At 60.4% G+C, this 19927-nt stretch carries 15 protein-coding genes, 3 tRNA genes and 2 pseudogenes; 7 read left to right on the top strand and 13 right to left on the bottom strand.

The window, feature by feature from the left end; all coding sequences use genetic code 11:
- Positions 1 to 458 precede the first annotated feature (458 nt).
- The 7 genes and pseudogenes from ACK3SD_RS15215 to ACK3SD_RS15185 form a co-directional block, all read right to left on the bottom strand.
- Positions 459 to 1376 carry a restriction endonuclease gene (locus ACK3SD_RS15215; RefSeq protein ID WP_481126034.1) on the bottom strand — a complete coding sequence of 306 codons (918 nt, stop codon included), beginning with the start codon at positions 1374 to 1376 and terminating at the stop codon, positions 459 to 461.
- Positions 1377 to 1904: 528 nt separating this feature from the next.
- Complete coding sequence (locus tag ACK3SD_RS15210; RefSeq protein WP_481126033.1) at positions 1905 to 2198, bottom strand: hypothetical protein; 294 nt, start codon at positions 2196 to 2198, stop codon at positions 1905 to 1907.
- A gap of 300 nt (positions 2199 to 2498) precedes the next feature.
- Entirely contained in the window at positions 2499 to 3614 is a 1116-nt protein-coding gene (locus tag ACK3SD_RS15205) for an NAD(P)/FAD-dependent oxidoreductase (protein ID WP_481126032.1), read from the bottom strand.
- 37 nt (positions 3615 to 3651) lie between these two features.
- The gene (locus ACK3SD_RS15200) at positions 3652 to 4719 is read right to left on the bottom strand and encodes a Gfo/Idh/MocA family protein (RefSeq protein WP_481126031.1); all 1068 of its coding nucleotides are present in this window, start codon (positions 4717 to 4719) and stop codon (positions 3652 to 3654) included.
- An 8-nt stretch (positions 4720 to 4727) separates the two neighbouring features.
- A pseudogene (locus tag ACK3SD_RS15195) lies at positions 4728 to 5503 on the bottom strand (amino acid ABC transporter ATP-binding protein).
- Positions 5500 to 6321, bottom strand: a complete 822-nt coding sequence (locus tag ACK3SD_RS15190; protein ID WP_137764387.1) for an amino acid ABC transporter permease — start codon at positions 6319 to 6321, stop codon at positions 5500 to 5502. The pseudogene ACK3SD_RS15195 and the gene ACK3SD_RS15190 overlap by 4 nt, the downstream one beginning before the upstream one ends.
- Before the next feature lie 77 nt (positions 6322 to 6398).
- Positions 6399 to 7220 carry an ABC transporter substrate-binding protein gene (locus tag ACK3SD_RS15185; protein ID WP_137764386.1) on the bottom strand — a complete coding sequence of 274 codons (822 nt, stop codon included), beginning with the start codon at positions 7218 to 7220 and terminating at the stop codon, positions 6399 to 6401.
- A 201-nt stretch (positions 7221 to 7421) separates the two neighbouring features.
- Here ACK3SD_RS15185 and ACK3SD_RS15180 point away from each other — a divergent pair, with 201 nt between their 5' ends.
- On the top strand, positions 7422 to 8498 hold the full coding sequence (locus tag ACK3SD_RS15180) for a LacI family DNA-binding transcriptional regulator (protein WP_481126030.1): 1077 nt from the start codon (positions 7422 to 7424) through the stop codon (positions 8496 to 8498).
- A gap of 34 nt (positions 8499 to 8532) precedes the next feature.
- Positions 8533 to 9753: an RtcB family protein gene (locus ACK3SD_RS15175; RefSeq protein WP_481126029.1), complete on the top strand. Its 1221-nt coding sequence runs from the start codon at positions 8533 to 8535 to the stop codon at positions 9751 to 9753.
- Between the two features lie 49 nt (positions 9754 to 9802).
- Here ACK3SD_RS15175 and ACK3SD_RS15170 read toward each other — a convergent pair whose 3' ends face one another.
- The gene (locus ACK3SD_RS15170) at positions 9803 to 10147 is read right to left on the bottom strand and encodes a hypothetical protein (RefSeq protein WP_481126028.1); all 345 of its coding nucleotides are present in this window, start codon (positions 10145 to 10147) and stop codon (positions 9803 to 9805) included.
- Between the two features lie 243 nt (positions 10148 to 10390).
- On the opposite strand from ACK3SD_RS15170, the gene ACK3SD_RS15165 reads away from it, so the two are divergent.
- From ACK3SD_RS15165 to ACK3SD_RS15150, 4 genes and pseudogenes are all read left to right on the top strand, one after another.
- Positions 10391 to 12040 carry a dihydroxyacetone kinase subunit DhaK gene (locus ACK3SD_RS15165; RefSeq protein WP_481126027.1) on the top strand — a complete coding sequence of 550 codons (1650 nt, stop codon included), beginning with the start codon at positions 10391 to 10393 and terminating at the stop codon, positions 12038 to 12040.
- Between the two features lie 189 nt (positions 12041 to 12229).
- The gene (locus ACK3SD_RS15160; RefSeq protein WP_481126026.1) at positions 12230 to 13573 is read left to right on the top strand and encodes a glycoside-pentoside-hexuronide (GPH):cation symporter; all 1344 of its coding nucleotides are present in this window, start codon (positions 12230 to 12232) and stop codon (positions 13571 to 13573) included.
- Positions 13574 to 13587: 14 nt separating this feature from the next.
- Positions 13588 to 15627, top strand: coding sequence for a glycoside hydrolase family 31 protein (locus ACK3SD_RS15155; RefSeq protein WP_481126025.1), 2040 nt, complete (start codon positions 13588 to 13590; stop codon positions 15625 to 15627).
- Between the two features lie 79 nt (positions 15628 to 15706).
- A pseudogene (locus ACK3SD_RS15150) lies at positions 15707 to 16719 on the top strand (LacI family DNA-binding transcriptional regulator).
- On the opposite strand, the gene ACK3SD_RS15145 reads toward ACK3SD_RS15150, so the two are convergent.
- On the bottom strand, positions 16708 to 17802 hold the full coding sequence (locus tag ACK3SD_RS15145; protein WP_481126024.1) for a GGDEF domain-containing protein: 1095 nt from the start codon (positions 17800 to 17802) through the stop codon (positions 16708 to 16710). The pseudogene ACK3SD_RS15150 and the gene ACK3SD_RS15145 sit on opposite strands and share 12 nt — an antisense overlap.
- Positions 17803 to 18069: 267 nt before the next feature.
- On the opposite strand from ACK3SD_RS15145, the gene ACK3SD_RS15140 reads away from it, so the two are divergent.
- Positions 18070 to 18357, top strand: a complete 288-nt coding sequence (locus tag ACK3SD_RS15140; RefSeq protein WP_137764377.1) for a DUF1435 family protein — start codon at positions 18070 to 18072, stop codon at positions 18355 to 18357.
- Positions 18358 to 18438: 81 nt separating this feature from the next.
- On the opposite strand, the gene ACK3SD_RS15135 is transcribed toward ACK3SD_RS15140, so the two are convergent.
- The 4 genes from ACK3SD_RS15135 to ACK3SD_RS15120 all read right to left on the bottom strand — a co-directional run bounded on the left by ACK3SD_RS15135 (position 18439) and on the right by ACK3SD_RS15120 (position 19814).
- Positions 18439 to 18525: transfer RNA gene (locus tag ACK3SD_RS15135), tRNA-Leu, on the bottom strand.
- Between the two features lie 34 nt (positions 18526 to 18559).
- Positions 18560 to 18646 (bottom strand) — tRNA-Leu (locus ACK3SD_RS15130).
- Between the two features lie 33 nt (positions 18647 to 18679).
- A tRNA-Leu gene (locus ACK3SD_RS15125) sits at positions 18680 to 18766 on the bottom strand.
- 145 nt (positions 18767 to 18911) lie between these two features.
- Positions 18912 to 19814, bottom strand: coding sequence for a LysR family transcriptional regulator (locus tag ACK3SD_RS15120; RefSeq protein WP_481126023.1), 903 nt, complete (start codon positions 19812 to 19814; stop codon positions 18912 to 18914).
- Between the last annotated feature and the right edge of the window lie 113 nt (positions 19815 to 19927).

Raw genomic sequence — 19927 nt, 5'->3', positions numbered from 1 at the left:
ATATAAACCTTGGATCTCACGGTAGGTATCCTAATAACTAATTCCTCGGACAAACAGGCGGATGATCTTATGCTCGATCTTGTCGAACAGTACGGTCTAATGCTTTTTCACTAACTTAGGTTCAAAAGTACCATTGCGATCCTACAGGTTGCCAGTTCGAAGTTATCTGCTGAAGCCTTAATCGTCTCTTTACCGGAGCCGTTTTACGCTTAGCTTCCATATATAAAGTCAGATGAGAGTCAAGTTCTGAAAACAAATATTTTCATATTAAATGCTTGATTAAAAATAAAAAATATATAGCTCGTTATATCCTAGCTAGATTAGAGTGCTTTGTCAAAATCGAAGAGTTTGGACATGTATCATTCCTTTTTGATTACATATTGTCAAGATGACACAGAATTTCTAATACGCCGTACTCAGACATGGTAGGCGTAATCACACTATCAAAAGAATGATAATCACCGCTCAAAATAATCCATATCCATCTTAGGCAATTTAACCAGTTGTGAAGTAACACCCACTTCATTATTCATCATCAAATTTACTAGCCGGTTACCATCAATTAGTACCAAGCTTTCAAAGGATCTGTAAAACTCTACGGCATGGACCGTAAATCCTGACGTGGTAATAAAAATACCTCGTTTAGCTTTTTGTCCGGCAAGCGCACCGTAGAATGCCTGTAGCTCTGGGCGTCCGACGGTTCCCTGCCAGCGTTTGGCTTGAACATAAACCTTTTCTAGCCCTAACTTATCAAGGGAAATAATGCCATTAATCCCGCCATCGCCTGTTCCGCCAACTCGTTGCAGATCATCACGGTGGCCACCGTAACCAAGCTTATGCAGCACATCCAATACGATGACTTCAAATCGACCAGGCGATGCCTGCAGTAGACTCTCCAATAATTTAATGGCAACAGCATCACGCATCTCTTGTAGTGCTTCAGCAAAACGGTCATCCGGACTACTGGTCTGTTGAGGAAACACATTTTCCTGCGGTGCATCATCAGCCAGTAGCATCGCATCCGAGGGAGTCGTTAGCTTTACGTTCACAAAGTCAAAAGCCAGGTGATCAACCTGTTCCTTACTGAGGGGAAAAGGGTTCTGTTTTATCCAGGCGAAACCGGCTTCTGTTAAGCACCACTTGCCGCGTGATAGGCTCTGTGAAAGTCCCGCACGCTTAAGCCTGTCATGGGCCCAGCCGGCGCGGTTTTTATACATCGGTTGGCCACTGGTAATCATCTCGTTACGTTGCTCTTGGCTCTGTTTCAGTAGATTCGCGGCGCTTTCATGCACCTCTTCTGCTGCAATACCTTCTGGAGATTGCTGTAGGAAGGTTAAGACAGGCTCAATAAATTTATCGTAAGTTGGAACTGCCATGTGGCGCTCTTTCTATTATTATGGAAATTATAAATATTATGACATTTATTTAAAATAGCGTAAAGTTAGATAAATTATTACGATATATTTATTTTAATATGAGACAAAATTCGATTTACATCGGCATTGTTTAAGTAGGTCCAGTCGAGATGGCGATAAAAAGTCTTGGCTTGCTAATGGCTTAATAACATTTGATCTCTGCCTTGACGTCAACAGATAATAATTCATTATTTGAGTATGAATAAAGGAAAAATTCCCAGCCCTAAGGTTCATCTTACCTTCTTAAAGATAAAAAGAATAAAAGGAACACAAATTGCGAATCCATAAATAGCGGCATTAAATACTCTGTCTGTGGCTTGTATCAATGAATCCATCGCCTGGATATAGGTATTCATAGAAATTGGATTAGATAGCAACAGACTCTGGCTCTCCAAGAACACTGCAAATGATTGCGAAGCAATGAATAGCCCTAGAAAGTAACATAGAGAGATAATAAAAATTCTGCTCCATCGAAGAAACGTCTTGGTTCTACCCGTCAATCTCATATGGTCCCCCTAATACGCCGCCAATTGTACCGCCAGAATAAGGGGACAAAGAATCTCCCAAAGCTGCACTTTCTGCGGCAACTTGCTGAAGTCTGCCACCGCGGGACTCCTTTAAGTAATGTAGATCATCTTGATTGCTATACATTGCTTTAAAGGCATCGGTCACTTCGACGACTAACATTGATGAAAGATCAGCACTCTTTGCTACCAGATACCTCTGGAGAGAGAAGGGAATAGTGAAATATTCCTCAGCGTCGATAGAGAGCAGCGTTGTCATAGATGTATAGCCACTTTCATAGATAATTTAGCCTATCGATTCTCAAGCCATGTTGGGATGACGAAATGGTAAACCTGTTTTTTTGATAGCATCCATATTATCTATAAAAATCAATCAATAAAATTTATCCATAAGTCAAAGGAATAATGTTATACGAATAAATGGTTCTTTTACGTCTATATAAATCATTAAAATTTAATTAAATATTGCTTTCCCCACTAGTAAAGCCGGCTCCTCACAGCCGGCACTCACTCAAAAAATCACTCCCACTTCCCTAAATAAAAATCACCGTCGCCAATTTCAACCAAATCGCTCCGCGCGAAAAGTGGCGAGCATGGGGTGTTTTTCGCCGCTAACGATCTCGTCGGCCAGCAGTTCGCCGACGATCAGGGCCAGGGTGGCGCCGGAGTGGGTGAAGGCGACGAAGCAGCCGGGCACTTTTTCAAGTTCGCCGAGTACTGGGTTGCCGTCGCCGGGGATCGGTTTGGGGCCAATCTTCCAGTTGTCGGCCTTGAGAGGCGTGCGGTCTGTTAGCAGTGCGCCTGCCTCGTGCATCAGGGTCTCTATTACGCTCTCGGCGATGGTGTAACTGCCGTCGGGTTGCTGTGTGATCTCCTCCTCGTACCAATCGTGATCCACCGCCAGCGTGCTGCCGGGGTTGGGGCGTACCGCGGCGCGGGGGGTGTTCATTACCACTTTCAGGCCGTGGGCGGTGGGCTGGCTGACCACCAGCATGGAGACCGGCGAGCCGTTGGGAATGGTGACGCCGAGTGGCGCGACCACCTCTGGCGTCCAGGGGCCGCAGGCCACCAGCACTGCGTCGGCGCGAAACTCGCCGCGCAGCTCGCTGCGGATGCCACAGGCGCGCTGTTGCTCGGTCAGTACCGTCGCCTTGCCGGCGTGCTCAATGACTTCGCCGCCCAGCGCGCGGAACTGCTGTGTCAAAAAGGCGATCAGGTGCGGCAGGCTGACCCAGCCCTCGCCGGGGTTGGCAATCGCCACTTCTGCCAGCGCGTTGGCGTTCACCTGCGGGTCAACGGCGGGCACGGTGGCGGCCTCCACCAGGTGCGAGTCATAGCCGTGGGCGCGCTCGTAGGCGTGGCGGGCGCGGGTGCCGGCGGCGTCATCGGCGGCCCAGAACAGGCCGCCGTCAAAGCGCAGCCAGTCGCAGGCCGGGTTGCGGGCGAACAGCGTGCGGTAGCGATCGATGCCCGCCATGCGCAGCGCATGGTAGGGCAGGGTACGCTCGCCTGCCGAGTTGAGCCAGGAGAGCGAGCGGCCAGAGGCGCCGGAGCAGAGCGCCGCCTCGGTCACCAGCGTTACATGCGCGCCCCGCTTCGCCAGCTCCAGCGCCGAAGAGACCCCCAGCACTCCGCCGCCCAGTACCACCACCGTTATAGTTGAGTTCACAGACATCGTTCTGATCCTTGCAATAGGGAAAAGGAAGCGCCGTTCAGGCGCTGCGCACCGCAAAGCGCGCATGGAGATCGTCAATCACGCGCAGCACCGCCAGCGCCTCATGGGCATCGACCGGCGGGGGCGCGCCTTCACGCAGCGCCAATGCCAGTTGCCGGTAGAAGGCCGGATAGTCGCCGCGCGCGGGCGTGACCCGTTGCTCATCGGTGCCCTGCCCGAGGGTGCCCCAGCGGGCCTCGGGGGTGATGCCGTAGGCGGCGTCATGGGGCGTGATGCCCGCCGACAGATCCGGCTCCTGGTTGTCCAGCCCCCAACTGGTGTAGGCCGCCCGGCTGCCGAGCAGATGGAAACGGGGCGCGGGCCGTGCCGCCTGCCCGTTCATCCACAGGCGCGAGCGCACGCCGCTCTCATGCAGCAGCGAGACAAAGGCGTCCTCGTCGCTGTCAGAGAGGGTGGCCGGGCTGTAGCGCGCCAGCTCTGCGGTGGCGGTACGCACTGGGCCGAAGAGCTGGATCGCCTGATCGATCAGGTGGCTGCCGAGATCGAGCAGCAGCCCGCCGCCCTCGGCCAGCGTCACACGGTCGCGCCAGTTGCCGAAGCCCTCTGGCCGCCACCACTCAAAACGTGACTCAAAACTGCGCACGCGCCCCAGCGCCTCCTCCGCCAGCAGGCGCTGGAGGGTCAGGAAGTCGCCATCCCAGCGGCGGTTATGGAATACCGTCAACAGCGTGCGACTGGCCTCCGCGCCAGCGATCATCTGCGCCGCCTGGCGGGCGTTGGCAGCGAACGGCTTGTCCACCACCAGATGGATGCCGCGGGCGCTGGCCTCCTGTGCCTGTTGCGCATGCAGCGCCGGCGGGGTGCCGAGCACGATCAGATCGATCGTGAGCTCGCCGCTGTCGATCCGGCGCAGCAGATCCTGCCAGTCGGCGAGGATCTGTGCCTGCGGGTAGCGCTGTTGCGCGGCAAGGATGCGATCCTCGCGGCTGGTGACGATCGCCGCCAGACTGAAGTGCGGGTCAGCCGCCAACAGCGGCGCGTGGAACACCTGGCCTGAGATGCCAAACCCCACCAGCGCGGTGCGGATGCGTTCTGAAGTAACCAACTGATGCGTCAAGATAAAACCTCCGAAAGGAAACGTTGCAGACGCGGCGACTGCGGACGGTCAAAGATCGCGTCCGGCGAACCGTACTCGACGATCTCGCCCTCATCCATGAATACCACCTGATCAGCCACCCGGCGGGCGAAGCCCATCTCGTGGGTGACTACCACCATCGTCATGCCGCGCCGGCAGAGATCCGCCATCAACGCCAGCACACCCTTCACCAGCTCGGGATCGAGCGCCGAGGTCGCCTCATCAAACAGCATCACCTCCGGGTCCATCGCCAGCGCGCGGGCAATGGCGACGCGCTGCTGCTGGCCGCCAGAGAGATCGCGCGGCCGGTGGTCGGCCCGCGGGCCGAGGCCCACCTCCTCCAGCCGCTGGCGGGCGATCGCCTCGGCCTGTGCGCGCGACAGCCCCTTCACCCGCCAGGGGCCAGCGCCACGTTCTCCAGCGCGCTGTGGTCAGGGAACAGGTTGAAGTGCTGGAACACCATGCCGATGCGCAGCCGCAGCGCGTCGGGTTTGTCACGCAGTACCGAGCGCCCGGCCAGCAGCACATCGCCGGAGAGCGGCTCGTGCAGCCGGTTGATGCCGCGCAACAGCGTCGATTTGCCGGAGCCGGAGGGGCCGATGATGCAGGTGGTGGTGCCAGGCGGCACGTGCAGCGACACCTTGCGCAGCACCTCCACCGGCCCGTAGGCCAGCGTCAGGTCGCGCAGCTCGAGGCTGGCACCGTGGTAGGCGAGGGCGTCGCCCGCGGCGGCTGGGGTGGGTTGGCTCATCATTGTCCTCGCTCTGTGATCAGGGGGTTGATCTGGCCGCCGGTCACCGGGGACGGCGCGGTCTGGGGTTGCACCTCGGCCACCTCTTTTAGGCCGCTGCGTGGCGCGGTCATGCGGCGGCGGCCGGTGCGGTAGCGGGTATCGATATAGTTGACCGCATGGGTCAGCGGCACGGTGATCACCAGGTAGAACAGCCCCGCCAGCAGCAGCGGCGAGAGATTGCCGGTCAGCACCGCCGCATCCTGCCCGACGCGGAACAGCTCGCGCTGGCCGGTCATCAGGCCCAGCAGGTAGACCAGCGACGAGTCCTTGATGATAGCGATGAACTGGTTGACGATCGCTGGCAGCACGCGGCGGATCCCCTGCGGGATAATCACCAGCCGCATGGCGCGGCCATAGCTCATGCCGAGCGCGCGGCACGCCTCCATCTGCCCCTTCTCCACGCTCTGGATGCCAGAGCGGAAGATCTCGCCCATGTAGGCGCTGGCGATCAGGCTAAGGGCGAAGATGCCGAGCGGGTAGGGGGTCGGGCCGAAGATCTGGTAACTGAAGCGGGCCAGCCCTTGGCCAATCAGCAGGATGGTCAGGATCGAGGGCAGCCCGCGGAACAGATCGGTATAGAGGCGCGCCGGGATGCGCAGCCAGCGCGACGGGGAGATGCCCATCAGCGCCAAAATCAGGCCGAACAGCGTGCCGAGAATCGTTGCTGCCACCGAGATGATCACCGTATTTACCAGCCCGGTGCTGAGCAGCTGCGGCAGCACCTCCAGCATCGACGGGAAGTCAAAGAAGGTGCGCGAAAGTACAGTTAACAGATCCATAGCCGTGTCTCACAGATAGCGGGTGACGGGGCGCGCCCCTCACCTGTTGGCACTCTGAACGCCAGGCGTCCACGGGATTACTGGGGCAAATACTGCTTCGGCAGCGGCGAGCCGGGGAACCACTTCTCATAAAGCTGTTTCCAGGTGCCATCCTGCATCGAGGCTTTGATCGCTTTGTCCAGCGCCGCCTTGAACTCCGGCTTGCCCTTGGCGATCGCCACACCTGCTGGCGCATCAAAGGAGGGGATATCGGCGGCGGTTGCCAGCTTGAAGCGCTCGGCATAGCTTTTGGCGGCCTCGTTATCGAGGAACATGGCGTCCAGCGTGCCATTGTTCAGCGCCGAGACCGCCGCGTTGTTGTCCGGGAAGCGCACCACGTCGGTCTGGGTGAAGTGCTTGATCGCATAGGCCTCCTGAAGGGTGCCCTGCACCACGCCCAGCCGCTTGCCGGCCAGCGTCTCCACGTTCTTCACGCCGGAGTCGCTGCGTGTCAGCACGGTCAGGAAACCGACCAGATAGCCGGTGGAGAAGTCCACGGTGTTGGCGCGCGCTGGGGTGATGCCGATGGCCGCCACACCGGCGTCATACTGGCCGTTGGCAACCGCCGGCAGGATGGCGGTGAAGTCCTGGCCGATGAAGTCGACCTGCTGGATGCCCATGCGGCGCGCGACATCCTTGAAGAACTCCACATCAAAGCCGGTAAAGTTACCGCTCTTGTCAGTGAAGGTGTAAGGTTTAGCGTCACCCAAACTGGCGACCCGCAGGTGGCCCGGCTCGATCAGCCCATAGGGGTTGGCCTCGGCGGCAACCGCGCCCGCTGACCAGAGGGGAGCCGAAGCGATCAGCGCCACGGCCAGTGCGTTCAGAGACGATTTGTGCAGGTGAAGGTGCGATTTCATAGCTCATCCGTTTTGTCAGGTTTAAACATCAGAGACTGTTGAACCGGCGGCGTTGTGTTAGTATGAGACCGGTCTCAACCAGAGTGACTGATTGGCCGGAATGATGGGTGTGAGACCGGTCTCAAGCAGTTGCCTTGATAATAAGCACAGCCTTTTTCCAGCGTCAATGCTCATGTTAACAACTTGTGATAAGACTTTATTATGACCAGCCCAATGCCCCGTATTAAGGCACCAACCGTGGCCGACGTCGCCCGCGCCGCCAATGTCTCCAAGGCTCAGGCGGCCCGTGCGCTGGGCGGCTATGGCGCAGTGAGCGAAGAGGTGCAGACGCGGGTCAACCACGCGGCCGCCGCCCTTGGCTATCGCACCAACGAACTGGCGCGCAGCATGAACACCGGGCGCTCCAACACCATTGGCGTGATTGTCGGCGACATCGAGAACCCGCACTTCGGACTGGCGTTGCGCGGCATGGCAGACGTGGCACGGCAGGCGGGCTACCACCTGCTGCTCAGCAACAGCGATGAGCAACTGGCGGAGGAGCGGCAGGCGGTGCAGGTGATGCTGGAGAAACGCGTGGATGGCATCATCATCGCACCCAGCAGCTCCGCGATGCAGCACAATGCCCATCTGGCGCAGATCGTGGCCGATGGCCGCGCGCTGGTGCTGTTTGACCGCGCGGTGGCCGGGCTGGCAGCGGAGGCGATCTGCGCTGACTTCACTGCCCCGGCAGAGGAGGCGACCCGCCAGCTGATTGCCGCCGGTCACCGGCGCGTCGCCTATGTCACCAGTATGCGCTGCGACGAGGGGTGGCGTTACCCGGACGATCTGGGGCTGACGCCCGTCGCCCAACGCCTCGGCGGCATGGCCCGCGCCTTTGCTAGCGCGGACTTGCCCTTTGATCCGTCGCTGATCAAGGCTAACGCACTGGATGAGGCTGCCATCGCGCGCATCGTGGAAGAGCTTTGGCAGGAGCGCGTGCCGCCGACCGCACTGATCGCCTCCGACAGCGTGATCGCCATGATGCTGCTGCGCGAGCTGGGCCAGCGCGGCCTGCGTATCCCGCAGGATCTCTCGTTCGTGATGTACGACAACTTCCCCTGGACGGAGATTGTCAGCCCGCCGCTGACGGTGGTGGCGCAGCCGGTCTATGAGATGGGTCGTGAGGCGGCGCGCCGCCTGATCGCCCACATTCGCGGCGAGGAGCCGGGGCCGATGGCACAGTTCGGCGCAGAGCTGCTGGTCAGAGGATCGATAGCCGCGCCGGGTGCAGGCAGCTAAACTTAAGGCATCGCCATCGACCGGGAGAGTACCCATGCCAGACTACCAGCTGCTAAGCGCCGCCCATGCCGCGCCGATCAAGATGTGGACCCACGGCGTGCCGGTGGAGGCAGAGGCGCGTGACCAGCTGATGAACACCGCCAAGATGCCGTTCATCTTCAAGCACCTGGCGGTGATGCCGGATGTGCATTTGGGGAAGGGATCGACCATCGGCAGCGTGATCCCGACGCGCGGCGCGATCATCCCGGCGGCGGTGGGCGTGGACATCGGCTGTGGCATGATCGCGGTGCGCACCTCGCTGATGGCCGGCGACCTGCCGGATAACCTCAGCGGCCTGCGTAGCGCCATCGAGCGCGCCGTGCCGCACGGGCGCACCGTGGGCCGTGGCAAGCGCGATCAGGGGTCATGGGATCGCACGCCGCAGGAGGTGGACGCCCACTGGGCGGCGCTGGCAATCCGCTTCAAGCGCCTCACCGACAAGTACCCGCAGCTACTAAAAACCAACAACCACCAGCACCTCGGCACGCTCGGCACCGGCAACCACTTCATCGAGATCTGTCTGGATGAGCAGCAGCGCGTCTGGGTGATGCTGCACAGCGGATCGCGCGGCGTCGGCAACGCCATCGGCACGCTGTTCATCGCGCTGGCGCAGAAGGATATGCAGCGCCACCTCGCCAACCTGCCGGACCGCGATCTTGCCTATTTTCAGGAGGGGAGTCGCCACTACGATGACTACCTGGAAGCGGTGGGGTGGGCACAGGATTTTGCGCGCCACAATCGCGAAGTGATGATGTCCAGGGTGCTGGCGGCGCTCTCGCAGACGGTGCCCAAACCCTTCCTCACCCAGCAGGAGGCGGTCAACTGCCACCACAACTATGTGCAGCAGGAGCGGCACTTTGGCGAGCAGGTGCTGGTCACCCGCAAGGGCGCGGTCTCAGCGCGAAAGGGCGAGATGGGCATCATCCCCGGTTCAATGGGCGCGAAGAGCTTTATCGTGCGTGGGCTGGGCAACGAAGAGAGCTTCTGCTCCTGTAGCCACGGCGCAGGCCGTACCATGAGCCGCGCCGCCGCCAAAAAACGCTTCACCGTACAAGACCAGATCCGCGCCACCGCCCACGTCGAGTGCCGCAAAGACAGCGACGTCATTGACGAGATCCCGATGGCCTACAAAGACATCGACGCCGTGATGGCCGCCCAATCCTCGCTGGTGGAGATCGTCCATACATTACGGCAGGTGGTGTGCGTGAAGGGGTAGGGAATACCGCGCCTGCCCCACACCGGCCTGGCATGGGGCGGGTGGGCGCTTAGCCCTGGTTATTATACTGCGACAGGATCATGGCGCGGCATTTGGCGGGGTCGTTGACGGCGGATTGGCGCATGTCGTCGTCGAGATCCATAAAGGCATCGACTACTTTTTCCGCTTCGTCGTCGTTGAACTCTGGTTTGTTCATCGCGGAGGAGGAGACGCCTGCCCCGGAGCGTACCTTGAGCTGGTCGAGGTAGTGATCGTCGTCGCCCTTGCCGCCATCGGCCTTAATCTCTTCACACAAGCCGTTGATATACATATCAGTGTGGCCATCGGCGGCCTGCGCCAGGTGGGGAAATGAGCTGGCCGCCAGCAGGGCGGTAAGTACCAGTAGTTTTCGCATTGTCACTCCTTTCATTGCCGGGTGCTGTCGCGCCTGTCGGTCGCCACAGCCCCATGGATTCCGCGCCAGTCAGGCGCGCTCCCCTTAAGTATTGGACAAAATCGCCATGCCAGCAGTGGAACGCGGCAATTTTCCTGTTGGCGCGGGCGTGGCGACGGGCCTCACGCCATTGCGGCGCGCCCTATGCTATGGTCGGGAGTGGTTATACTTCATTTCTTGCTCACCAATAAGGGACTGAAAGGTATGTCTACGTTTTTTATGAACGACCGTAAGAACCTGGTAAACGATGCCATCGAGGGTGTGATTTTGGCATCCCCCCACAAAAATCTGGCGCGGCTGGAGGTGGATCCGGCGATCCGCATCGTGGTGCGCAAGGGGTGGGACAAGCAGAAGGTGGCGCTGGTCTCCGGCGGCGGATCGGGCCACGAGCCGGCGCACGTCGGCTTTGTCGGCAAGGGGATGCTGACCGCGGCGGTGTGCGGCGATGTGTTCGCCTCGCCGAGCGTCGATGCGGTGCTGAACGCCATCGTGGCGGTGACCGGTGAAGCGGGCTGCCTGCTGATCGTCAAGAACTACACTGGCGACCGCCTGAACTTCGGGCTGGCGGCGGAGCGTGCCAAAAGCCTCGGCTACCAGGTCGATCTGGTGATGGTGGGTGATGACATCTCACTGCCCGACAACAAGCAGCCGCGTGGCATCGCCGGGACGGCGCTGGTGCACAAGGTCGCGGGCTGGGCGGCGGAGCAGGGGCAGTCGCTGGCGGAGGTCAAGGCGCTGGCGCAGCGCGCCATTGACGCCACCGCCACCATTGGCGTGGCCATGGCTGGCTGCCACCTGCCGGGCGAGAAGGGCGATGAGGCCGACCGCATCGCCCCCGGCACGGTGGAGCTGGGGCTGGGCATCCACGGCGAGCCGGGCGTCAGTACGCTGGATACCCAGAACAGCCGCGAGATCGTCGCCACGCTGGTGGAGAAGTTGCAGGGCGCGGTCGATGCGAAAGCGCGGCTGGCGCTGCTGGTGAACAACCTCGGCGGCACGTCGCCGCTGGAGATGGCGCAGATCACCAAGGAGGTGGCGGACTCCGCCATCGCCCCGGCGGTGGAGTACCTGATCGGCCCGGCGCACCTGGTGAGCGCGCTCGACATGAAGGGCTTCTCGCTGTCGGCGATCGTGCTGGATGAGACGCTGGAGCAGGCATTGAAGGCCGAGGTGGAGTGCGCTGGCTGGCAGCCGCTGGTGAAGCTGGAGGCGGCGCCAAGCCAGCCGGCGGAGAAGGTGAGCCAGCGGGTGGAGGTGACGCCCTCGGCGAACGCGCAAGTGGGGCAGGTGGTGGCGACCGTCACCCAGACGCTGATCGACCTGGAGGACGCGCTTAACAAGCTGGATGCGCAGGTGGGCGACGGCGACACCGGCTCCACCTTCGCCTCGGGTGCGAAGGCGATTTTCGATCTGAACCAGCAGGGCAAGCTGCCGCAGGACGATCTGGCGGATCTGTTCGCGCTGGTGGGCGATCGACTGGCGGTGGTGATGGGCGGATCGAGCGGCGTGCTGATGTCGATCTTCTTTACCGCTGCCGGTAAGCAGATCCAGGAGGGTGGGGATCTGGCGTCGGCGCTGCTGGCAGGCTTGCAACAGATGAAACATTATGGTGGCGCGGACAAGGGCGACCGCACGCTGATTGATGCGTTGCAGCCAGCGCTGGAGGCGCTGGAGCAGGGCAGCGACCTGGCCGCCGCGGCGCAGGCGGCGAAAGAGGGGGCGGAGGCCACCGCCGCCATGCAGAAGGCCAACGCTGGCCGCTCGGCCTACCTGAGCAGCAACAGCCTGGATGGCATCAAAGACCCCGGCGCGGTGGCGGTAGAGCGGGTGTTCGAGGCGCTGGCCAACGCCTGATCCTTATGGCCGGGGCAACCCGGCCATAGCTTTCATCCCCGGTGTTACCGGTATCACAGAAACCAGTTAACGTAATAGCTAAAGAAAATCTGAGAATCGTCCTGCCCCGCACACTGGCTTATAACCTCCCTATCGCCACGGTGTGCTGCCACGCCGTGAACCCCCTGATCGCGAACCTGTGGAGCAGAGATGAGCCAGAAACTCTCCGTCAAAGAAAAGGTCGGCTACGGCCTCGGTGACATGGCCAGCCACATCGGCCTGGATAACGTCATCATCTTCCTTACCTTCTACTACACCGATGTGGTCGGCCTGCCGGCGGTGTTCATCGGCACCATGTTCCTGCTGGCACGCGTCGGCGACGCGGTGATTGACCCGATAATGGGGCTGCTGGCGGATCGCACCACCTCGCGCTGGGGTAAGTTCCGCCCCTACCTGCTGTGGCTGGCGGTGCCATTTGGTGTCAGTTGTATGCTCACCTACGCGGTGCCGGCCGGGCTGTCGCTGGAGGCGAAAATGGTCTTCGCCACCGTCAGTTACTGCTTCATGATGCTGATGTACACGGCGATCAACATCCCCTACTGCTCGATGGGCGCGGTGATCACCGCCGACAATGAGCAGCGTATCTCGCTGCAATCCTACCGCTTCTTCCTGGCGACCCTCGGCGGCGCGCTCTCCACCTTCTTTATGCTGCCGCTGGCGGAGTACATCGGCGGCGCGGACAAGCTGGCTGGCTACCGCTGGGCGATGGCGATCATGGCCGCGGCGGCGACGCTGATGTTTTTGGTCTGCTTCCTCACCACCCGTGAGCGCATCCGCGCCACCCCCTCCCACGCCCACTTCATGAGCGACCTGCGCGACCTGTGGCACAACGACCAGTGGCGGGTGGTGGCGGTGCTGGTGCTGACCAATATTGCCTTTGGCGTCATCCGGCTGGGGGCGTTGATGTACTACGTGACCTACTATTTAGGGGACGCAGCGCTCTTCTCCTGGCTGCTGGGCGCGCACATTGTAGGGAAAGGCGCAGGCAGTGCCCTGTCAAAAGTGCTGACACGCGGACGCAGCAAGATCACCGTATTTGCCGGGGCGGCGGTGGCGGCGGGCGTGCTCAGCGTGGCGATCTTCTTTATGCCGAAATCGCTGATGCTGTTGGTAGGCATGATGTTCCTCGTCTCCACCTTCTACCAAATCACCACCACCTTGATGTGGGTGATGATGGCGGATGTCGCCGACTATGGCGAATGGAAGCAGGGCAAACGCATGGATGGCACCATCTTCTCCACCCTGCTGGCGGTGCTGAAGATGGGCATGGCCATCAGCGGTGCCATCGTCGGCTGGACGCTGGGGCTGAGCGGCTATGTACCGCAGGCCGCTGAGCAGTCGTCACAGGCGATGTTCTGCATTATCGCGCTGTTCAGCCTGGTGCCCGGCGTCCTGTCCTTCGTCAGCGTCATCGCGCTGCGTTGGTATCGGCTGAACGACGCCACCATGAGTGACATCAACCTGCATAAAGTGGTGATGCAGGCCGACAACTAATCTAAGGAGCGAAGATGAGTCAGTTAGAGGCGCAAGAGAACCGTATCCTGTGGCGCTATGACAACCAGATGCTGGTGGTGGAGCCGTGGGGGCCAAACAGCCTGCGCGTGCGCGCCACCTGCCAGCCCACGCTGGCGGAGGAGCCGTGGGCGCTGCTGCCGCGGCCAGCGGCGGAGGGTGTCACCATTGAGCGGCAGGATGACCAGCTGATCCTGCGCAACGGCAAGGCGAAGGCGGTGCTGAATGACAAGGGGCGGCTCTCGTTCTTCAACCAGCGCGATGAGCTGGTGCTGGAGGAGTTCTGGCGGCAGCGCTCCAGCGTCGGCATCGGTACGGTGGAGAAGGGCAAGGACAAGTACATCAGCGCGCTGAAGCTGGACGCCCGCGCCTTCCGGCCGATTCCCGGCGGCAAGCACCAACTGATGGTGCGCTTTGAGGCGCGCAACGATGAGCGCATCTATGGTATGGGGCAGTACCAGCAACCCTGCCTCGACCTGAAGGGGTGCGTGCTGGAGCTGGCGCAGCGCAACTCGCAGGCCAGCGTGCCATTTATGGTCTCCAGCCTCGGCTATGGCCTGCTGTGGAACAACCCGGCCGTGGGACAGGTGAGCTTCGCGAAGAACCTGACCGAGTGGCGCGCCGAGGTGACCGGGCAGATGGACTACTGGCTGACCGTCGGTGACTCGCCGGCGGAGATCACCCGCCAGTATGGCCGCGCCACCGGCACCGCGCCGCCGATGCCAGCGTTCGCCACCGGCTTCTGGCAGTGCAAGCTGCGCTACCGCAGCCAGGAGGAGTTGCTCTCGGTGGCGCGCGAGTACAAGCGCCGCAATTTGCCAATCTCGGTGATCGTCATCGACTTCTTCCACTGGCCTAAACAGGGCACCTTCCGCTTTGATGAGGAGTACTGGCCCGATCCGAAGGGCATGGTGGAGGAGCTGAAGGGGATGGGCATTGAGCTGATGGTCTCCGTCTGGCCGACCATCGATGCCACCACCGACAACTACAAGGAGATGAAGGCGCAGGGCTATCTGGTCAACAGCGATCGCGGTGTCTCGCTGACCCTCGACTTCCTCGGCAATACCACCTTCTTTGACGCCACCCACCCCGGCGCGCGGCAGTATGTCTGGGGCAAGGTGAAGCAGAACTACTACGACGCGGGCATCCGCCACTTCTGGCTGGATGAGGCAGAACCGGAGTTCCGCGCCTATGACTTCGATAACTACCGCTACCACCGTGGGACGGTGCTGGAGGTGGGCAACATCTATCCGCGCGACTTTGCCCAAGCCTTCTATGACGGCCTGCAAGAGCAGGGCGAACGGGAGGTCATCAATCTGGTGCGCTGCTCATGGGCCGGCAGCCAGCGCTACGGCGTGCTGGCGTGGTCAGGTGATGTCCACTCCTCCTTTGTCTCGCTGCGCAACCAGCTTGCCGCCGGGCTGAACATGGGCATGGCGGGCATTCCGTGGTGGACGACGGATATCGGTGGCTTCCAGGGCGGCCATGTGGAAGACCCGGCCTTCCAGGAGCTGCTGCTGCGCTGGTTCCAGTGGGGGATCTTCTGCCCGGTGATGCGGCTGCACGGCTACCGCGAGCCGCATGTCGCGCCCGAGAAAGCCTACGGCGCGGATGGCGCGCAGCAGTGCAACAGCGGCGCGCCCAATGAGGTGTGGAGCTACGGCGAGCAGAATCTGGCGATCATGACCGCCGGGCTACAGTTGCGTGAGAAGCTGCGCCCCTACATCGGGCGGCAGATGGCCGTGGCTCATCAGCACAATGACCCGATCATGCGTCCGCTGTTCTTTGACTTCCCACAGGAGGCGGAGAGCTGGCAGGTGGAGGATCAATATATGTTCGGGCCAGACATCCTGGTGGCACCGATTCTGGAAGAGGGCGTGCGCCAGCGCCGTGTCTGGTTGCCCGCGGGCGCCAGCTGGCAGGATCTGCATGGCGAAACCTATCCGGGCGGCAACTGGGTGGAAGCGGACGCGCCGATCGAGGCGATCCCCGTGTTCCTGCGGCAGGGCGCGGCGGTGATTGACGAGCTGCGCTGACCGGCCGGCCCCGCCTGCCGTGGCGGGGCCGGATGCTATTTGCTAAGCTGGCACTCCGTTAACCGCTGCCGGAATGCCGATGAAACGCCCTACCGTCACGTTGGATGACGTCGCCCGCGCGGCTGGCGTCTCCTACCAAACCGTCTCCCGCGTCATCAACCAGTCGCCCAATGTCTCCGTGCGCACCCGCCAGAAGGTGGAGGCCACAATGACGGCGCTCAACTATGTGCCGAACCGGGTGGCACAGCAGCTGGCGGGCAAGCGTTCGCGGGTGCTGGGGCTGGCGACCAGTTCACTGGCGCTACATGCGCCATCGCAGATTGCCGCCGCCATTGAGCAACGCGCCGGGGAGGCGGGCTATGGGCTAGTGATGGCGATGGTGCGCGGCAGCGGCGAACCGGCGTGCCGGGCGGCGCTCCAGGAGTTGCGCGCCCAGCGGGTGGACGGGGTGCTGGTGAATGCCCCGCTGGCGGGCGCGGCGGCCGCGGCGCTGGCGCAGCAGTCTGAGGGGTGGCCGCTGGTATTCCTCGATACCGATCCAGCCACTGCCGCGCCGCATGTGCTGTTCGACCCGGCGCAGGGGCGCGGCTGGCCACGGAGTATTTGCTAAGGGAGGGGCATCGTGCCATTGCGCTGCTGGCGGGGGAGGCCGGTTCCATCTCCGCCCAGTTGCGTTTGCAGGGCTGGCGGCAGGTGCTGGCGGAGGCCAGTCTGCTGCCGGTGGCCGAGCGCCACGGTGACTGGAGCGCCGCCGACGGCTACCATCAGACGCGGGCGCTGCTGGCAGAGGGCACACCATTCAGCGCCTTGCTGGTGGCCAATGACCAGATGGCGCTGGGGGCGATGCGCGCCCTGCACGAGGCCGGGCAGGCGGTGCCGCAACAGGTGTCGGTGGTGGGATATGACGATACGGCAGACAGCGCCTTCTTCTTCCCGCCCCTGACCACGGTGCGGCAAGATTTTCGGCTGCTGGGGGAGCGGGCGGTGGAGACGCTGCTGGCCGGGCTGGCGGGCGAGGCCGCCAGCCTCACCCTGCCCGTGACGCTGGTGGCACGCGGCACCACCCGTGCGGTGGCGCCGTCAGGCCAGTGAGGCCGTCGGCGATGGCTCTGGCAGCGGGGCATCCTTATACTCAATGGTGTTGCGGCCGTTGTGCTTGGCGCGATAGAGCGCATGGTCAGCCCGGTCAACCGCGCTCATCCAGTCCAACGCCTCCAGCGGCGAAATGCCGGTGCTGAGCGTGACCTGGGTAGAGACGTTCTCATTGAACAGGTGCGGGATCTCCAGCGCCAGCACCTGCTCCTGGATGCGTTGCGCCACCTTGATTGCATAGGCGCGCTCAACGTGGGTCAGCAGTACCAGAAACTCCTCGCCACCGTAGCGCACCACGATGTCCCGCGAGCGCACGGTATCCCGAATGGCGGCCGCCACTCGCACCAGCGCCTGATCGCCCATCGTATGCCCGTAGTTGTCGTTATAGGCCTTGAAGTGGTCGATATCCATTAGCAACACGAAGTGTTGCTGGTTGGCCGCTGGCGGTTGCATTGAGGCCCACTTATTTTCCAGCCCGCGCCGGTTATAGAGACTGGTGAGCGGATCGATCATACTGAGATCGCTAAATTTTTCCCGTTCAATATAGAGATTGTCCACTAAGCGGCGGGTAAAGGCATCGCTACGTTTTTGCAGGATATGGTGCAGCGCCAATCCGGTCATTGGCAGGGCAATAATGAAAAAAATTCTCAATAGATTATGTAGTTGATCGAAATAAACAATCATTATGCCAGCGGGCAATACATGCAGCAGAAAGGCAGTAAAGTTGGCCGAGAAGGCAATGGCGCTAATAAAAAATAGGCTAAACAAACTTATCAGCAGAAAATTTTTGTCATTGCCACCAATTGCTTGATATTTCAATGAGATATGCCAGGCCCAAAGCAGGCCCAATAAAAATGCATAGATATTCAAAATATTATCCAGCCGCAGACGATTGAGCAGCGTGAATATCAGGCCACCCAGGCTCAGCAGCGTGATGCCTGCCAACGGCACGGAGAGAAACATTTTATTATTAACGGTGCTCAGCAAGCTGAACAGGGACGATGTGCAACTCAGGAATAAAAAGAGTAAGAGGGAGAGCCGATGCTTACTTTTGACAAGCTCGTCATAGGAACGCAAATTCATATCGTTTTCACTCTGGTTTAAAAAGCTATCAATCTGAAAATTTTATTAAAATAATGGTGCTATTTATCCCAATGCCGACGGCCGGTTATTGGTAACCGGTGTGACAATAAGGGTTTTAATTATTTAGGTAATGCTAAGAATTCAAAATTACCACTTTTGTACCAGACTGTCATCTTTGTACAAGAATTCTCAGAAAAGAGTGAAAATCCGCCACTGATGCTATATGATATTAATTCTCATTATCACTCAATCAGTAAGGGAATTAGGATGGTGGCGGCGATGATTACGGTGTGCGGGCTGTGGGGCGCGGTATGGTGCATGGGCCGGAAATTGTCTGGCGGCTGGGGAGTGCTACTGCCCTGTGCGCTGCTGCCACTGTTGGCGATGATGGATATCAGCCTGGAGACGCTGCGGCTGGTGATCGTGGTGGCGATGCTGGTAACGCTAGGTATGCTGTTCAACCGCCATCTGCGCCACTATATTCTGGTGCCGTCCTGCGTGGCGTTGCTCGGCAGTCTGGTAGCGATGACACTGAACTTCAATATGCTGGGATAACAATAAGAGTGAGGGAAAAACAAGAGAGCGTATTGGAACAGAAGAGGAGAAGCAGGGGGAAGAAAAGAGAAGCGAATCAAGTGGTGCGAAGAGAGGGACTTGAACCCTCACGTCCGTAAGGACACTAACACCTGAAGCTAGCGCGTCTACCAATTCCGCCACCTTCGCACAGATGATTCTGCTGCAATTTATATCACCGGATTGGTGCGAAGAGAGGGACTTGAACCCTCACGTCCGTAAGAACACTAACACCTGAAGCTAGCGCGTCTACCAATTCCGCCACCTTCGCATTAAGTCCTGCGATATAAATCATGTGGTTATTTGGTGCGAAGAGAGGGACTTGAACCCTCACGTCCGTAAGGACACTAACACCTGAAGCTAGCGCGTCTACCAATTCCGCCACCTTCGCGTACCAATCACACTACTGAGGAGTAGCGTAACCACGGAGGCGAATTCTAGAGATTTTCGCTGCGGCGTCAATAACTATTTCGAAGAGATGACACGACTGCTGCAAAAGTAGACATAAAATGTAAAATTTGCTTTTTTTATCACCATTATGGCGCCGTTGCCTGCTGCAATAGCTCGGCTAGCCACTCCAACATGACCCGCACCCGTGGCGCGACGAAGCGCCCCGGCGGGTACATCAGGTAAATCGGCATCGGCGGCGGCGGGGTCTCTGCCAGTACCTCCACCAGTGCGCCGCGCGCCAGCTCCGCCTGCACCGAGTAGCGCGCCGCCTGCACCAGCCCAAAGCCACTGCACCCGGCCGCCAGATAGGCATCCGCCCCGCTGACCGCCAGCGTATGTGGCAGGGTGATGGCCTGCGTGCCGCCGGGTAGGCAGAACTCCAGCCGCTCCAGCTGCTGGCTGTGCCGGAAAAAGTAGCCCACCATGCGGTGGCCCTGAAGCGCCTCCGGCGACGTGGGCGTGCCGTGCGCCGCCAGATAACCAGGGGAGGCGCAGGTGACCTGCGGCAGGGCGACGCGGCTGCGCACCACCAGATTCTCCGCCTCCGAGGGCCAGGCGCGCAGCACGCAATCCACGCCGTGGTCGAGCAGGTCGATGGCGGCATCATTGGCGCTCAGCAGCACCTCAATGTGCGGGTAACGCGCCTGAAACTGCGGCAGCGCCGGGATCACCACTTCACGCGCCAATGAGTGCGGCATGTCGAGCCGCACCTTGCCCGCCGGCTGGTGTCGCTGGTGGGCGAACAGCGCGTCCGCTTCCGCCAGCGCGTCCAGCAGTTGCAGGCAGCGTTGGTAGTAGATCTCTCCCTCCTGCGAGACATGCAGCCGCCGGGTGGTGCGCACCAGCAGCCGTACGCCGAGCCGCAACTCCAGGCGCTTCAAGACGTTGCTGACGGTGGCGCGTGGCAGGCCAAGATCCTCCGCCGCCCGGCTGAAACTCTGCAACTCCACAATCCGGGTGAAGACCCGCATCGCCTGAACCTGATCCATCAGTGCCCCCATTGTTGGCGATTTATGAACAGTGCTGTGCAAACCGCGTGATTTATCCCGTTCGCCTAAACAACCACACTGAGCGCATCAGGTAAACCACCGTAAGGAGCAAG

The sequence above is a fragment of the Chimaeribacter sp. YP20170169 genome, from assembly GCF_056739715.1.
This window is presented reverse-complemented; position numbering and strand designations above follow the sequence as displayed.

Excerpts from the sequence above, each read along its gene's own strand:
- ACK3SD_RS15145 (WP_481126024.1), bottom strand. The coding sequence starts at position 17,802 with ATGAATTTGCGTTCCTATGACGAGCTTGTCAAAAGTAAGCATCGGCTC.
- ACK3SD_RS15210 (WP_481126033.1), bottom strand. The coding sequence starts at position 2,198 with ATGACAACGCTGCTCTCTATCGACGCTGAGGAATATTTCACTATTCCC.
- ACK3SD_RS15165 (WP_481126027.1), top strand. The coding sequence starts at position 10,391 with ATGTCTACGTTTTTTATGAACGACCGTAAGAACCTGGTAAACGATGCC.
- ACK3SD_RS15170 (WP_481126028.1), bottom strand. The coding sequence starts at position 10,147 with ATGCGAAAACTACTGGTACTTACCGCCCTGCTGGCGGCCAGCTCATTT.
- ACK3SD_RS15185 (WP_137764386.1), bottom strand. The coding sequence starts at position 7,220 with ATGAAATCGCACCTTCACCTGCACAAATCGTCTCTGAACGCACTGGCC.
- ACK3SD_RS15120 (WP_481126023.1), bottom strand. The coding sequence starts at position 19,814 with ATGGATCAGGTTCAGGCGATGCGGGTCTTCACCCGGATTGTGGAGTTG.
- ACK3SD_RS15180 (WP_481126030.1), top strand. The coding sequence starts at position 7,422 with ATGACCAGCCCAATGCCCCGTATTAAGGCACCAACCGTGGCCGACGTC.
- ACK3SD_RS15160 (WP_481126026.1), top strand. The coding sequence starts at position 12,230 with ATGAGCCAGAAACTCTCCGTCAAAGAAAAGGTCGGCTACGGCCTCGGT.
- ACK3SD_RS15205 (WP_481126032.1), bottom strand. The coding sequence starts at position 3,614 with ATGTCTGTGAACTCAACTATAACGGTGGTGGTACTGGGCGGCGGAGTG.
- ACK3SD_RS15155 (WP_481126025.1), top strand. The coding sequence starts at position 13,588 with ATGAGTCAGTTAGAGGCGCAAGAGAACCGTATCCTGTGGCGCTATGAC.
- ACK3SD_RS15140 (WP_137764377.1), top strand. The coding sequence starts at position 18,070 with ATGGTGGCGGCGATGATTACGGTGTGCGGGCTGTGGGGCGCGGTATGG.
- ACK3SD_RS15175 (WP_481126029.1), top strand. The coding sequence starts at position 8,533 with ATGCCAGACTACCAGCTGCTAAGCGCCGCCCATGCCGCGCCGATCAAG.
- ACK3SD_RS15215 (WP_481126034.1), bottom strand. The coding sequence starts at position 1,376 with ATGGCAGTTCCAACTTACGATAAATTTATTGAGCCTGTCTTAACCTTC.
- ACK3SD_RS15190 (WP_137764387.1), bottom strand. The coding sequence starts at position 6,321 with ATGGATCTGTTAACTGTACTTTCGCGCACCTTCTTTGACTTCCCGTCG.